The sequence below is a fragment of the Rhodococcus sp. Z13_19A genome (assembly GCF_058133575.1).
The window spans coordinates 226,425-239,468 of record NZ_JBYUNN010000004.1 but is presented as its reverse complement, the minus strand read 5'-3'; the positions used below and the strand labels follow the sequence as shown (position 1 = coordinate 239,468).

At 72.9% G+C, this 13,044-nt stretch carries 12 protein-coding genes; 3 read left to right on the top strand and 9 right to left on the bottom strand.

Features of this window, described 5'->3' with window-relative positions; all coding sequences use genetic code 11:
• Positions 1 to 34: 34 nt before the first annotated feature.
• The 4 genes from ftsE to AC3YNX_RS16070 form a co-directional block, all read right to left on the bottom strand.
• The gene (gene ftsE, locus AC3YNX_RS16085; protein WP_127783574.1) at positions 35 to 724 is read right to left on the bottom strand and encodes a cell division ATP-binding protein FtsE; all 690 of its coding nucleotides are present in this window, start codon (positions 722 to 724) and stop codon (positions 35 to 37) included.
• A gap of 150 nt (positions 725 to 874) precedes the next feature.
• Positions 875 to 1,990, bottom strand: a complete 1,116-nt coding sequence (prfB, locus tag AC3YNX_RS16080; RefSeq protein ID WP_489996129.1) for a peptide chain release factor 2 — start codon at positions 1,988 to 1,990, stop codon at positions 875 to 877.
• 39 nt (positions 1,991 to 2,029) lie between these two features.
• Positions 2,030 to 2,614 carry a GNAT family N-acetyltransferase gene (locus AC3YNX_RS16075; RefSeq protein ID WP_489996128.1) on the bottom strand — a complete coding sequence of 195 codons (585 nt, stop codon included), beginning with the start codon at positions 2,612 to 2,614 and terminating at the stop codon, positions 2,030 to 2,032.
• A 28-nt stretch (positions 2,615 to 2,642) separates the two neighbouring features.
• Positions 2,643 to 3,164: a PadR family transcriptional regulator gene (locus AC3YNX_RS16070; RefSeq protein ID WP_489982776.1), complete on the bottom strand. Its 522-nt coding sequence runs from the start codon at positions 3,162 to 3,164 to the stop codon at positions 2,643 to 2,645.
• A 195-nt stretch (positions 3,165 to 3,359) separates the two neighbouring features.
• Here AC3YNX_RS16070 and hisN point away from each other — a divergent pair, with 195 nt between their 5' ends.
• Positions 3,360 to 4,139 (top strand): histidinol-phosphatase, encoded by a 780-nt coding sequence (gene hisN / locus AC3YNX_RS16065; RefSeq protein ID WP_489983439.1) that lies wholly within the window; start codon positions 3,360 to 3,362, stop codon positions 4,137 to 4,139.
• 80 nt (positions 4,140 to 4,219) lie between these two features.
• Here hisN and clpB read toward each other — a convergent pair whose 3' ends face one another.
• The 5 genes from clpB to dnaK form a co-directional block, all read right to left on the bottom strand.
• The gene (clpB, locus tag AC3YNX_RS16060; protein ID WP_489996127.1) at positions 4,220 to 6,856 is read right to left on the bottom strand and encodes an ATP-dependent chaperone ClpB; all 2,637 of its coding nucleotides are present in this window, start codon (positions 6,854 to 6,856) and stop codon (positions 4,220 to 4,222) included.
• Positions 6,847 to 7,152, bottom strand: coding sequence for a chaperone modulator CbpM (locus AC3YNX_RS16055; protein ID WP_127783578.1), 306 nt, complete (start codon positions 7,150 to 7,152; stop codon positions 6,847 to 6,849). Before AC3YNX_RS16055 ends, clpB begins: the two co-directional genes overlap by 10 nt.
• Before the next feature lie 51 nt (positions 7,153 to 7,203).
• Positions 7,204 to 8,166, bottom strand: a complete 963-nt coding sequence (locus AC3YNX_RS16050) for a DnaJ C-terminal domain-containing protein (RefSeq protein WP_489996126.1) — start codon at positions 8,164 to 8,166, stop codon at positions 7,204 to 7,206.
• Between the two features lie 6 nt (positions 8,167 to 8,172).
• Positions 8,173 to 8,724, bottom strand: a complete 552-nt coding sequence (locus tag AC3YNX_RS16045; RefSeq protein ID WP_489996287.1) for a nucleotide exchange factor GrpE — start codon at positions 8,722 to 8,724, stop codon at positions 8,173 to 8,175.
• Positions 8,725 to 8,813: 89 nt separating this feature from the next.
• Positions 8,814 to 10,718, bottom strand: coding sequence for a molecular chaperone DnaK (gene dnaK, locus AC3YNX_RS16040; RefSeq protein WP_489996125.1), 1,905 nt, complete (start codon positions 10,716 to 10,718; stop codon positions 8,814 to 8,816).
• 215 nt (positions 10,719 to 10,933) lie between these two features.
• Here dnaK and AC3YNX_RS16035 point away from each other — a divergent pair, with 215 nt between their 5' ends.
• Positions 10,934 to 12,721 (top strand): PucR family transcriptional regulator, encoded by a 1,788-nt coding sequence (locus AC3YNX_RS16035; RefSeq protein ID WP_489996124.1) that lies wholly within the window; start codon positions 10,934 to 10,936, stop codon positions 12,719 to 12,721.
• Between the two features lie 100 nt (positions 12,722 to 12,821).
• Positions 12,822 to 13,040 (top strand): Rv3202a family protein, encoded by a 219-nt coding sequence (locus tag AC3YNX_RS16030; RefSeq protein ID WP_127783583.1) that lies wholly within the window; start codon positions 12,822 to 12,824, stop codon positions 13,038 to 13,040.
• Positions 13,041 to 13,044: the final 4 nt, after the last annotated feature.

Sequence of the window (13,044 nt, the reverse complement as noted above, 5' to 3'; positions counted from 1 at the left end):
TGCAGGGGCTAGCGGGGCGGCGCTGAGCGCAGGGTCAGCGGCCGACTCCGTACACGCCGCGCGCCTCGTCCCGCACGACCTTGCCCAGCGACAGCTCCACCACGCGGCGGCGCATGGAGTCCACGATGTGGTTGTCGTGCGTGGCCATCAGCACGGTGGTGCCGGTGCGGTTGATCCGCTCCAGCAGCAGCATGATGTCCTGGCTGGTGTCGGGGTCGAGGTTGCCGGTGGGCTCGTCGGCCAGCAGCAGCAGCGGCCGGTTGACGAAGGCCCGGGCGATGGCCACCCGCTGCTGCTCGCCACCGGAGAGCTCCGACGGCAGGCGGTCGGCCTTGCCGGCCAGCCCGACCAGGTCGAGCACCTCGGGCACCACCTTCTTGATGGTGCTGCGGGGCTTGCCGATCACCTCCAGCGCGAAGGCCACGTTGTCGGCGACGTTCTTCTGCTGCAGCAGCCGGAAGTCCTGGAACACGCAGCCGATGCGCTGGCGCAGCTTGGGCACCCGGCGGGCGGCGAGCTTGTTCACGTGGAAGTTGGCCACGTGGATGTCACCGGAGGTGGGGGCCTCCTCGCGGAGCAGCATCCGCATGAACGTGGACTTGCCCGAGCCGGATGCGCCGATGACGAAGACGAACTCGCCCTTCTCGACCTCCATGCTCACGCCGTCCAGCGCAGGCCTGGTGGAGGACTTGTAGGACTTGGACACGTGCTCGACCCGGATCACAGGCGGGAAGTCTACCGACCCAGTCGGATTGTCCGATCCCTTCCCGACCCGGGCGCGTCACGAAAGCCGTGCTCACACGCTTTCAGGGGCGCGCCGAGGGTCCTCAGGCCTGGGGCTCCCGCTGCGCTCAGCTCTGGGTTCCCGCTGCGCTCAGCTCTGGGGCTCCCGCATGCGCCAGCGGATCCCGGCCTCCAGGAAGCCGTCGATGTCGCCGTCGAGCACCTTGGTGGGGTCGCCCACCTCGTGCTCGGTGCGCAGGTCCTTCACCATCTGGTACGGGTGCAGCACGTAGGAGCGCATCTGGTTGCCCCACGAGCTGCCGCCGTCGCCCTTGAGCGCGTCCATCTCGGCGCGCTCCTCCTTGCGCTTGACCTCCAGCAGCTTGGCCTGCAGCACCTTCATGGCGGCGACCTTGTTCTGCAGCTGGCTCTTCTCGTTCTGGCAGGTGACCACGATGCCGGTGGGGATGTGGGTCAGCCGGACGGCGGAGTCGGTGGTGTTCACGCTCTGCCCACCGGGGCCGGACGAGCGGTAGACGTCCACCCGCAGGTCGCCCTCGGGGATCTCGATGTGATCGGTGGTCTCCACCACCGGCAGCACCTCCACGTCGGCGAAGGACGTCTGCCGCCGCGCCTGGTTGTCGAACGGGCTGATCCGCACCAGGCGGTGGGTGCCCTGCTCCACCGAGAGCGTGCCGTAGGCGTAGGGCGCCTTCACCGCGAAGGTGGCGCTCTTGATGCCCGCCTCCTCGGCGTAGGAGGTGTCGTAGACCTCGGTGCCGTAGCCGTGCCGCTCCGCCCAGCGCAGGTACATCCGCATGAGCATCTCGGCCCAGTCGGCGGCGTCCACTCCCCCGGCGCCGGAGCGGATGGTGACCAGGGCGTCGCGCTCGTCGTAGGGACCGGAGAGCAGCGTGCGGACCTCCATGGCGGCGATGTCCTCGCGCAGGGCGGCCCGCTCGGCGTCGGCGTCGGCGGTGGCCTCGGCGGCTGCGTCCCCCTCCTCGCCCTCGGCCAGCTCGTAGAGCAGCGGCAGGTCCTCCAGGCGCTGACGCAGGCCGTTGACCCGGCGCAGGTCGGCCTGGACGTGGGAAAGCTGGCTGGTCACCTGCTGGGCGTGCTCCTGGTCGTTCCACAGGTCCGGGGAGGCAGCCTGCTGCTCGAGCTCGTCCACCCGGCGACGCAGCTCGTCCACGTCCAGCACCGCCTCGACGGTGCCCAGGGTGGTCTCGAGCTCGGCCAGGTCAGCAATGACGTCGGGATGCACGATTCACCAGGCTACCGCCCTGATCAACCGACCAACCGCCTAGGCGCAGGAGGCCGCCCCCGGCGGGCGCAGGTCCCGGCGAACCAGCCAGCGCGGCCGGTGCCCGCTGTGCCCGGTGGTGGGTGCCGCGCGGTGAAAACCTGCGCGCTCGAACAGCTCCACCGTGCCGACGTAGCCGGAGATGACGTCGACCTTCTGCGCCCCCTTCTCGATGGGGTAGCCCTCGACCACCTCCGCCCCGTGCGCGGCAGCGTGGGCCACCGCCCCGGCCAGCAGCTCGTGCATCAGCCCCCGGCGGCGGAAGGCGGGCCGCACCACGAAGCAGACGATGCTCCACGGCGGTGGCCCCTCCAGCAGGGGCAGGGTGCGCGAGTGCTGCAGCCGCCGGTAGGAGCTGCGCGGGGCCACCGAGCACCACCCCGCCGCCTCGCCGTCGACGTGGGCCAGCACCCCTGGTCCCGGCTCGGCCGCGCACTCGCGCCGCATGTGCTCGGGGCGCTGCGGCCCGCGCAGGCGGGAGTCGCGATAGCTGGTGCACCAGCAGCCACCGGCGTCCGGGCGCCGGGTGCCCACGACCCGGGCGAAGTCCTCGAACCGCCCGACCGCGGAGCGCACCTCGGTCACCACCAGGGCACCGCTAGGTCGTCATGATCTAGATCGTCATGATGCGGTCGACCAGCTTGGCCAGCGCCTTGTAGTGGTTGACCGTGAACTCCGCGACCGCCTTGTCGTAGGGGTCCGGCACGGCCCGATAGGTGGCCTTGGCCTCGGCCAACCGGTCGGCCACCGCCTGCTGGGCGGTCTCCAGCAGCTCGTTGCGGTGGCGCTCGCTCATCTCGCCGGCGTTGGCCAGCCGCAGGATGAGCGGGCTGCGCACGGTGTCGCCCACCGCGGCGACCGCATCACCCTGGCCCAGCCACGCCTTGAAGGCTCGGCGGCCGGCGGCGGTGATGACGTACTGCTGGCTGGAGCGCGCACCGAGCTTGCCCAGGCGCAGCAGGCCGGCCTCGGTGAGGGCGGGCAGCTCCCGGTACACCTGACTACGAGTGAGACCGAAGTACCCGCTGTAACGCTCCTCGGCCAGCGCCATCAGCTGACCGCCGGTGGCCGGCCCCTCGCGGAGGAGTCCGAGCAGCGCCGCAGCGGTGGAGTTCAGCTGGATGCGCGTAGCCATCCTTCCACCGTGCCACCGTGCACCCGAGGACGTCCACTCACGACCGTCCATATCGGACGAAACTGCAGCCACCGGCCAGCGGGACGACGGTACGAGCAGGCCGGTACCGTACTTGCCGTGACAAACCCGGAGCACCCCGCCGACCCCACGGCCAGCGAGTCCACCCACGACGACGCGGCCAGCGAGACCTCCGACATCCTGGCCACCGACGACCTCGCCCTGGCCCACCAGATCGCCGACGCCGCCGACGCCATCACGCTGGCCCGCTTCCTGGCCCTGGACCTGCAGGTGGACGACAAGCCCGACCTCACGCCGGTCTCCGACGCCGACCTGGCCGTGGAGCGCGCCGCCAGGGAGGTGCTGGCCGCCCAGCGCCCCGACGACGCGGTGCTCGGCGAGGAGTACGGCGGCGAGGTGACCTTCAGCGGCCGCCAGTGGGTGCTGGACCCGGTGGACGGCACCAAGAACTTCGTCCGCGGCGTGCCGGTGTGGGCCACCCTGGTGTCGCTGCTGGAGGACGGCGTCCCCACGGTGGGCGTGGTGAGCGCGCCCGCCCTGGGCCGGCGCTGGTGGGCCAGCACCGGCGACGGCGCGTGGCTGCGGGTGTACGGCTCGCCGCGGCGGCGCCTCAGCGTCTCGCGGGTGGACGACCTGGCCTCCGCCAGCCTGGCGTTCTCCAGCCTCAGCGGGTGGCGCGACGCGGGCCTGCGGGAGCAGTTCATCGCGCTGTCCGACGACGTGTGGCGGCTGCGCGGCTACGGCGACTTCTTCTCCTACTGCCTGCTCGCCGAGGGCGCGGTGGACGCCGTCGCCGAGCCCGAGGTGTCGCTGTGGGACCTCGCGGCGCTGGACGTCCTGGTGCGCGAGGCCGGCGGGGCGTTCACCGCGCTGGACGGCACGCCGGGCCCGCACGGGGGCAGCGCGGTGGCCACCAACGGGCTGCTGCAGGAGCGGGTGCTGTCCCGGCTGCGCTGACTGCGCAGAGTTGCTCTAGGTGCGTCTGCAAGTACGCCCATCCGCCAGGATGGGCGTACTTGCAGACGCACCTAACCCCCTCACGCAGCGGTGCCGGCCAGCTCCTCGGCCCCGCTGTAGTCGACCTTCAGCTCGCCGTCGACCGCGTCCACCGTCACCGTGGCGCCCTCCGCGACGTCGCCGCGCAGCAGCGCCCGCCCCACCGCGGTCTCCACGTCGTGGGAGATGTAGCGGCGCAGCGGCCGCGCCCCGTACACCGGGTCGAAGCCCCGCTCCGCGATCAGCTTGCGGGCGGCGTCGGTGAGGGTGATCCGGATGCGCTGCTCGGCGAGGCGGTCGCGCAGCTCGGCGAACTGCAGGTCCACGATCTGCATGATCTGCGGCAGCCCGAGCGGGGCGAAGAGCACCACGTCGTCCACCCGGTTGAGGAACTCCGGGCGGAAGTGCAGCCGCAGGTCCGCCATCACCGCCTCGCGGGCCTGCGGCTGGATCTCCCCCTCGGCGGTGATGCCCTCCAGCAGGTGCTGCGAGCCGATGTTGGAGGTCATGATGATGACGGTGTTGCGGAAGTTCACCGTCCGTCCCTGCGCGTCGGTGATCCGGCCGTCGTCGAGCACCTGCAGCAACGTGTTGAACACGTCCACGTGGGCCTTCTCGATCTCGTCGAAGAGGATCACGGAGTACGGCTTGCGGCGCACCGCCTCGGTCAGCTGGCCGCCCTCGTCGTAGCCGACGTAGCCGGGCGGCGCGCCCAGCAGCCGGCTCACGGTGTGCCGCTCCTGGTACTCGCTCATGTCCAGGCGCACCATCGCGTCCTCGGAGTCGAACAGCGCCACCGCCAGCGACTTGGCCAGCTCGGTCTTGCCCACCCCGGTGGGGCCCAGGAAGATGAACGACCCGATCGGCTTGCGGGGGTCCCGGATGCCCGAGCGGGCCCGGATGATCGCGTCGGACACCGCCTCCACCGCCTCGTCCTGGCCCACCACCCGCTCACGCAGGGTCTCGTCCAGGCGCAGGATCTTCTGCCGTTCCCCCTCCTGCAGCCGGGTCACCGGGATGCCCGTCCAGGACGCCACGATCTCGGCGATCTCGTCGGCGGTGACCACCTCGCGCAACAGCCGGTGCCCGTCCTGCCGGTTGGCCAGCTGCGACTCCTCCGCGCCCAGCCGGCGCTCCAGGTCGGTCAGCTCGCCGTAGCGGATCTCCGCGGCCCGGTTGAGGTCGTAGCGGCGCTCGGCCTCCTCCGCCTCGTGGCGCAGCCGCTCCAGCTGCCCGCGCAGGTCCTGCACGCGGCGGATGGAGCGCCGCTCGGACTCCCACTGGGCCCGCTTGGCGTCGGCCTCCGCGCGCAGGTCGGTCAGCTCGCGGCGCAGGTCCTCCAGCCGAGTCATGCTGGCCGGGTCGGTCTCCTTCTCCAGCGCCGCCTCCTCGATCTCCAGCCGGGTCACCCGGCGGGTGAGCTCGTCCAGCTCGGCGGGCATGGAGTCGATCTCGGTGCGCAGCCGGGCGCACGCCTCGTCCACCAGGTCGATGGCCTTGTCCGGCAGGAAGCGGTCGGTGATGTACCGGTTGGACAGCGTCGCCGCCGCCACCAGGGCGCCGTCCTGGATCTTCACCCCGTGGAAGACCTCCAGGCGCTCGCGCAGGCCGCGCAGGATGGAGATGGTGTCCTCCACGTCCGGCTCGGACACCACCACCGGCTGGAAGCGCCGCTCCAGCGCGGCGTCGGGCTCCACGTGCTTGCGGTACTCGTCCAGGGTGGTCGCCCCGATCAGGTGCAGCTCGCCGCGGGCCAGCATCGGCTTGAGCATGTTGCCGGCGTCCATGGCGCCCTCCGCCGCGCCGGCGCCCACCACGGTGTGCAGCTCGTCGATGAACAGCAGGATGCGACCCTCAGCGGCCTTGACCTCCCCCAGCACCGCCTTGAGCCGTTCCTCGAACTCACCCCGGTACTTGGCCCCGGCCACCAGCGCACCCATGTCCAGGGCGAACACCGTCTTGTCCCGCAGCCCCTCGGGCACGTCGGAGCGGACGATGCGCTGGGCCAGTCCCTCCACGATCGCCGTCTTGCCCACGCCGGGCTCGCCGATGAGCACCGGGTTGTTCTTGGACTTGCGGGAGAGGATCTGGATCACCCGGCGGATCTCGCTGTCCCGGCCGATCACCGGGTCGAGCGTGCCGCGGCGGGCGTCCTCCACCAGGTCGCGGCCGTACTTCTCCAGCGCCTCGTAGGTGCCCTCCGGCGTCGCCGAGGTGACCCGCTGGTTGCCCCGGACGTCGGTGAGCGCGGCGAGGAAGCGCTCCCGGGTGACGCCGAAGCTGGCCAGCAGGCGGCCGGCGGCGGTGCTGGAGCCGGTCTCCACGATGGCCAGCAGCAGGTGCTCGACGGAGACGTAGTCGTCCTTGAGCCGGCCGGCCTCGCGCTGGGCGGCCTCCAGCACTCCGTTGAGCTCGCGGCTGACGTAGACCTGCCCGGGGGTGACCCCGGGCCCGCTCACCCGCGGCTTGCGCTGCTGCTCGGCCTCGGCGCCGCGGCGCAGCCCGCCCAGGTCCACCTCCATCCGGGTGAGCAGGCGGGGCACCAGCGACTCCGGGTCGTCGATCAGCGCGACCAGCAGGTCCAGGGGGTCGGTCTCGTTGTGGCCCCTGCGCAGCGCCTCGGCCTGCGCCTTCTGCAGCGCCTCCTGCGACTTCTGGGTCAGTGCGTTCATGTCCATGGCGTCGCTCTTCCTCGTCTCACGTCGTGCTCGAGCGCGTCGATCCGGTCGAGCAGGTCGATGACCAGTCCGATCGCCGCGTAGTTCAGGGCCAGCCCGGACCGCAGCCGCCGGATGCGCGCCACCCGCACCGGGGTGCCGGGGGCGAACCACAGCCGCCCCTGGGCGTCCCGGGTGGCGTCGAGCAGGCTCAGCTCCACGAAGCGCACCAGCAGCTCCGGGTGCAGCCCGCTCTCCCGGGCGACGCTGTCCAGGCTCAGCCGCACGGGGCGGGCCAGCGGGTAGGTGGTGCTCATGCGGTGCTCCTGCTGCCGGTGGACTCAGGCTGGGACGGTGGTGCGCGGGCCTCAGGTGCGGGCCCGGGGGTCGAAGGTGGACTCGGTTGCCAGCTGCTCGTACAGCTCGCGCTCGTGGTCGGTGAGGATGGCCGGCACCCGGATCTGCACCTCGGCGTAGAGGTCGCCGGGTGCACCGCGGGCGTTGGGCATGCCCTGGCCCTTGAGCCGGAAGCGGCGCCCGCTGGAGGAGCCCGGCGTGATGCGGACCTTCAGCTCCCCGCCCGGGGTCTCCACCGGCACGGTGGCGCCCAGCGCCGCCTCGGCCGGGCTCAGCGGCACCGTGACGGTGATGTCGCGTCCGTTGAGCCGGTAGCGCGGGTCCGGGCGCAGCCGCACCACCAGGTACAGGTCACCGGCCGGGGCGTCGCCGGTGCCCTGCCCGCCCTGCCCGGCCAGCCGGATGCGCTGGCCCTCGACGACCCCGGGCGGGATGGTGACGTCGTACTCCCGGGTGCCGTTGCCGGTGAGGCTCAGGTGTCGCTTGCCGCCGCGGTAGGCCTCCAGCACGGTCAGCTCCAGCTCCGCCTCCTGGTCGGCGCCGGGCACCGCGAAGCCACCCCCGCCCCGGGCGCCGCCGAAGATGCCCCCCAGCAGGTCCTCGAAGTCGAAGCCCTCGGCCCCGCCGAAGTCGCCGCCGAAGTGCACCCGGGTGCCGCCCGCGGGTCCCCCGGCGGTGGTCCACCCGCCGGAGCGTCCTCGTGCACCTGCCCCGGCCCTGGCCCGCTCCGCAGCGTCCTCCATCCCCTCGGGGATCTTGCGGAAGTCCGGTCCGAAGCGGTCGTAGCGCGCCCGCTGCTTGGGGTCGGTGAGCACCTCGTGGGCCTCGCTGATCTCCTTGAACCGCTCCTCGGCCTCCGGGCTGGAGTTGAGGTCGGGGTGGTACTGGCGCGCGAGCCTGCGGTAGGCCTGCTGGATGTCCTTGGTGGAGGCGCTCCGGTCCACCCCGAGCACCTGGTAGAAGTCAGTGGCCATGCGCCCTCACTCCGCGGTTCCGGGATCCGCCGGGGCACGGCTGACCACCACCGCCGCCGGGCGCAGCTGGTGGGTGTCCTCGCCGTAGCCGGGCGACGTCACGTGCACCACCGTGCTCGGCGCCGCGCTCGGGTCCTCCACCACCGACACCACGTCGTGGTGGCGGGGGTCGAACGGGACGCCGACCTCGTCGTGGCGGACGTAGCCCAGGTGCGCCAGCACCTGCACCGCCTGCTGGTGGATGGCCTTGAGCCCCTGCACCACCGGGTTGTCGGCGTCGGCGTGCTCCAGGGCCAGCTCGAGGTTGTCCACCACCGGCAGCCACTGGGCGGCCACCCGGTTGCGCTCGTCCTGGCGCTCCCGGCCGGCCTCCCGCGCGTGGCGCTTGCGCAGGTTGTCCAGGTCGGCCAGCGCCCGCCGCCAGCGGTCCTCCATCTCCGCCAGCGCCCCGGCAGCGTCCCCCGGCTCCGCGGCGCCGGTGACCAGCTCTTCCTCGGCGCCCTCCGTCGCCGCGACGGACTCGGTGGGGTCGGGGGTGCTCGTGCTCTCCCCGCCCACCGCGGCGTCGGCGGGCTGCGCGGCCGGCTCGGCGGCCGATGCCGCCCGGCCGGTGCGACGCGGACTCGGTGACGTCACCGGGTGCCGCCTCAGCCCTTGTCGAACTCGGCGTCGACCACGTCGTCACCGGGTCCGCCGGGCCCCGGGCCCGAGGTACCCGCCGGGCCGGCGGCCCCGGGCCCCGCGCTCGCGCCGCCGCCGCTGGGGATGGCCGCCAGCCCGGCTGCCACCTGCTGCAGCTCCGAGGTCAGCGAGCGCACCCGCTCCACGCCGGCCTGGTTCTTGATCGCCTCACGGGCGTCGCCCACCAGCATGTCGGCGCGGGCCTTCTCGTGGCTGGGTGCGGCGTCGCCCAGCCCGGACAGCAGCCGCTCCACCCGGTAGGCCATCGCGTCCAGCTCGTTGCGGGCGTCCACCTCCTGGCGGCGCTGCCGGTCCTCCGAGCGGTGCGCGTCGGCCTCCTGCACCATCCGGTCGATCTCGCTCTTGTCCAGGTTCGAGCCCTCGCTGATGGTGATGCGCTGCTCCCCGCCGGTGTCCTTGTCCTTGGCGCTGACGTTGAGGATGCCGTTGGCGTCGATGTCGAAGGTGACGTCGATCTGCGGCTCGCCCCGGGGGGCGGGGCGGATGTTCTCCAGCTGGAACCGGCCCAGCACCCGGTTGTCGGCGGCCATCTCCCGCTCCCCCTGCAGCACCACGATGTCCACCGCGGGCTGGTTGTCGGCGGCGGTGGAGAAGGTCTCCGAGCGGCGGGCGGGGATGGTGGTGTTGCGGTCGATGATCTTGGTCATCACGCCGCCGGCGGTCTCCACGCCCATGGACAGCGGCGTGACGTCCAGCAGCAGCACGTCGGAGACCTCGCCCTTGAGCACCCCGGCCTGCACGGCAGCTCCCATGGCCACCACCTCGTCGGGGTTCACGCTCATGTTGGGTTCCTTGCCGCCGGTCAGGCGCCGCACCAGGTTCTGCACGGCCGGGATGCGGGTGGAGCCGCCGACCAGGATCACCTCGTCGATGTCGTCGTCGGTCACCTGCGCGTCGGACATCGCCTGCTGCACCGGGCCCAGGCAGCGCTCCACCAGGTCGGCGGTCACCTGGTCGAAGGTGGACCGCATGATGGTGGTGTTCAGGTGCATGGGGCCGTCGGCGTTGGCGGTGATGAACGGCAGGCTCACCTGCGTCTGGGTCACCGAGCTCAGCTCCACCTTGGCCTTCTCCGCAGCCTCGAACAACCGCTGCAGCGCCTGCGGGTCCTTGCGCAGGTCGACCCCGTTCTCCTTCTGGAACTGGTCGGCCAGGTAGTCCACCAGCCGGCGGTCGAAGTCGTCGCCGCCGAGGTGGGTGTCGCCCGCGGTGGAGCGCACCTCCACCACGCCGTCGCCCACGTCGAGCAGGCTGACGTCGAAGGTGCCGCCGCCGAGGTCGAAGACCAGGATGGTCTCGTTCTCCCGCTTGTCCAGCCCGTAGGCCATCGCCGCGGCGGTGGGCTCGTTGACGATGCGCAGCACGTTCAGGCCGGCGATGCGGCCGGCGTCCTTGGTGGCTTGGCGCTGCGCGTCGTTGAAGTAGGCGGGAACGGTGATCACCACCTCGTTGACCTTCTCCCCGAGGAACTTGCCCGCGTCCTCGGCGAGCTTGCGCAGCACCAGGGCGCTGATCTCCTCCGGCGCGTACTTCTTGCCCCGGATCTCGAAGCGGGCCTCGCCGTTGTCGCCGGGCACCACGTCGAAGCCGACGGCCTTGGCCTCGTCGGAGATCTCGTCGTAGCGGCGGCCGATGAACCGCTTGGCCGAGTAGATGGTGCCCTTGGGGTTGAGGATGGCCTGGCGGCGAGCCATCTGGCCGACGAGGCGCTCGCCGCTGTCGGTGAAGGCGACCACCGACGGGGTGGTGCGGGCGCCCTCGGCGTTGGCGATGACGATGGGCTCACCGCCCTCCCACGCCGCGATGACCGAGTTGGTGGTGCCGAGGTCGATGCCGACTGGTTTTGCCATCAGGGTGTGCTCCGCTCAGGTCGGGACGAGCTGTCTCGGGTCGGCAACCGGACGGCCCGTCCGGGCGGCCGGACGCGGCCACGACCCCTGCGCTCCAGCGTCACCCCCCGTCGGAGGCCCCGCCTCGACCTGCGGGGGTGAACTGCCCGCCGGCGACCCGTCCCCGCAGGTCAGGTCGGCGGGGCGACGGCGCCGCCGTGGGTACGCTCGGTGTGGTGGCACGTGAGCTGGACGACACCGTCGGAGGGTGCGTGCTGCCCGCCGCTGGTCCGGTCGAGCGGGCGTGGGACTGGCGCCAGGTGTTCAGCGCGACCGCGCACCTGTTCGACGGCCACGAGCCGGCCGAGGTGCTGCAGCTGGCCGCGCACGTGGTGCCCTGCCTGGGCCCGTTCACGGTGGAGGCCAGCTACCGCGCCGAGGCCGGGCTGCTGCGGCCCAGCCCACCGCAGTCCGCCGGGGCCCTGCGCCCGGGCACGGCGGCCAGCTCGCTGGGCGCCGACCGCGACGTGGCGCGCGACGACGACCGGTGGCACCACCTGCTGGGCCTGCGCGCCGGCCACGACGTGGTGGGCTGCCTGGTGGTGGGCGCACCCGCTGCTCCCGACCCCGACGCGCTGTTCGCCCTGGGCGTGCTGGCCCACGAGGCGGCCACCGCGGTGGCGCACGCGCAGCTGGCCGCCCGCGAGCAGCAGCGCAGTCGCCAGCTGCGCCAGCTCGCCCGGTTGCGCGAGGTGATCAAGGACCGCACCAGCACCATCGGTGAGCTGGCCACGGAGGTGGCGCGCCTGCAGGGGCAGCAACACGTGCAGCGCACCGTGGCCGTCGCCGCGGCGGCGGGCTCGGCCGACGCGGCCCTGCTGACCGCGCTGCACCAGCTCACCGGGCTGGCGACCGGCCTGGAGGACACCTTCGGCAACCTGCGCGCCTGGCAGGGACCCGAGCGCGCCGGGCGCTACCGCCGCACCGGAGGCCGCAACCGCGAGGACCTGCTGCGCCGGGCCGCCGCCAGCTGCGGCCCGCTGCGCGAGGCCAACCGGGTGCTGCAGGTGATCCGTCCCCGCCAGGACGTGCTGGGGCTGCTGTACCTGTGGGATCCCGACCACCGGGTGGGTGAGCTGGACGAGCTGGCACTGACCCAGACCGCTGCGGCGCTCGGGGTGGAGATGGCCCACCAGCGCGACCTCGCCGAGACCGAGCTCCGGCTGCGGCGCCACCTCGCCGAGGACCTGGTGGCGGGCACCGACGAGGCCAGCGCCGTAGCCCGGGCCGACCTGTTGGGCCACGACCTGCGCCAGCCGCACCGCGTGGTCACCCTCAGCTGGGACCCCCGGACGGCGGTGCACACGGTGGCCGAGGCGGTCCGGCACTGCGTCGGCACCCGGCAGGTGCCGTCGCTGCTGACCCAGCGCGGACAGACCGTGGTGCTGGTGACCCAGGCGAGCACCGACCCCGACGCGTTGTACCGCGGCGTCGCCGAGGAGCTGGCCCCGGCCACCGGGGTGCTGGGGGTGGGGTCGGTGTGTGCCGGACCTGCCGGGCTGCCACAGTCCTTCGCCGACGCGCTCCGGGCCCAGGAGGTCCGGCGCCACACCCACCACGCCGCCGGGGTGGTGCGCTTCGACGAGCTGGGGGTGTACCGGCTGCTGGACTCCGGCGGCGGGCCGGAGGAGGTGCGCGCCTTCGTCCGGGAGAACCTGGGCCCGTTGCTGGACTACGACGAGCTCCACGGCAGCACCATGGTGGCCACGCTCACCCAGTACCTCGAGCGCGGCGGTGGCTACGACGCGACCGCCCGGGCGCTGCTCATCCACCGCAGCACGCTGCGCTACCGCCTCGCCCGCATCCGCGAGCTCACCGGGGGCGACCTGCACGACGTGGACACCCGCCTCAACCTGCACCTGGCCACCCGTGCCCTGCAGGTGCTGCGCGGCGCCGATGGCGCAGCAGTCCCGACGCTGCGCAGCCCAGCGGTGCCGAACCAGGCAGCCGAGGTCGTGGAGTGAGCGCCCCGGCCGGCACCGCCCCGTCGCCGCCGCGCCTACCCTCGTGGGTTGCGCGACGGCGCACCCTGGTGAGCACGACGAGAGAGGGAAGCAGGTGCACATGGCAGACGACCGCAGGCCACCGCTGGAGACCCCGGAGGCCGACCGCCTCGAGCAGGAGCGCGCGCTCGACGAGCTGCCGGAGGACGGCGACACCACCGACGAGCTGCCCGAGCAGCTGCCCGAGTCGCTGGAGGCTGATCCCGCCGACGCCCTCGACCAGCGCCGCGAGCTGCCGGACACCGACGACGACTACCCGCCCGGCGAGACGGCCGGCTAGACCC

Bases quoted from the DNA above. Each gene is read 5' to 3' on its own strand.
- AC3YNX_RS16055 (WP_127783578.1), bottom strand. From the start codon at position 7,152: ATGAGCACCACCTACCCGCTGGCCCGCCCCGTGCGGCTGAGCCTGGAC.
- AC3YNX_RS16070 (WP_489982776.1), bottom strand. From the start codon at position 3,164: ATGGCTACGCGCATCCAGCTGAACTCCACCGCTGCGGCGCTGCTCGGA.
- AC3YNX_RS16050 (WP_489996126.1), bottom strand. From the start codon at position 8,166: ATGGCCACTGACTTCTACCAGGTGCTCGGGGTGGACCGGAGCGCCTCC.
- dnaK (WP_489996125.1), bottom strand. From the start codon at position 10,718: ATGGCAAAACCAGTCGGCATCGACCTCGGCACCACCAACTCGGTCATC.
- clpB (WP_489996127.1), bottom strand. From the start codon at position 6,856: ATGGACATGAACGCACTGACCCAGAAGTCGCAGGAGGCGCTGCAGAAG.
- AC3YNX_RS16030 (WP_127783583.1), top strand. From the start codon at position 12,822: ATGGCAGACGACCGCAGGCCACCGCTGGAGACCCCGGAGGCCGACCGC.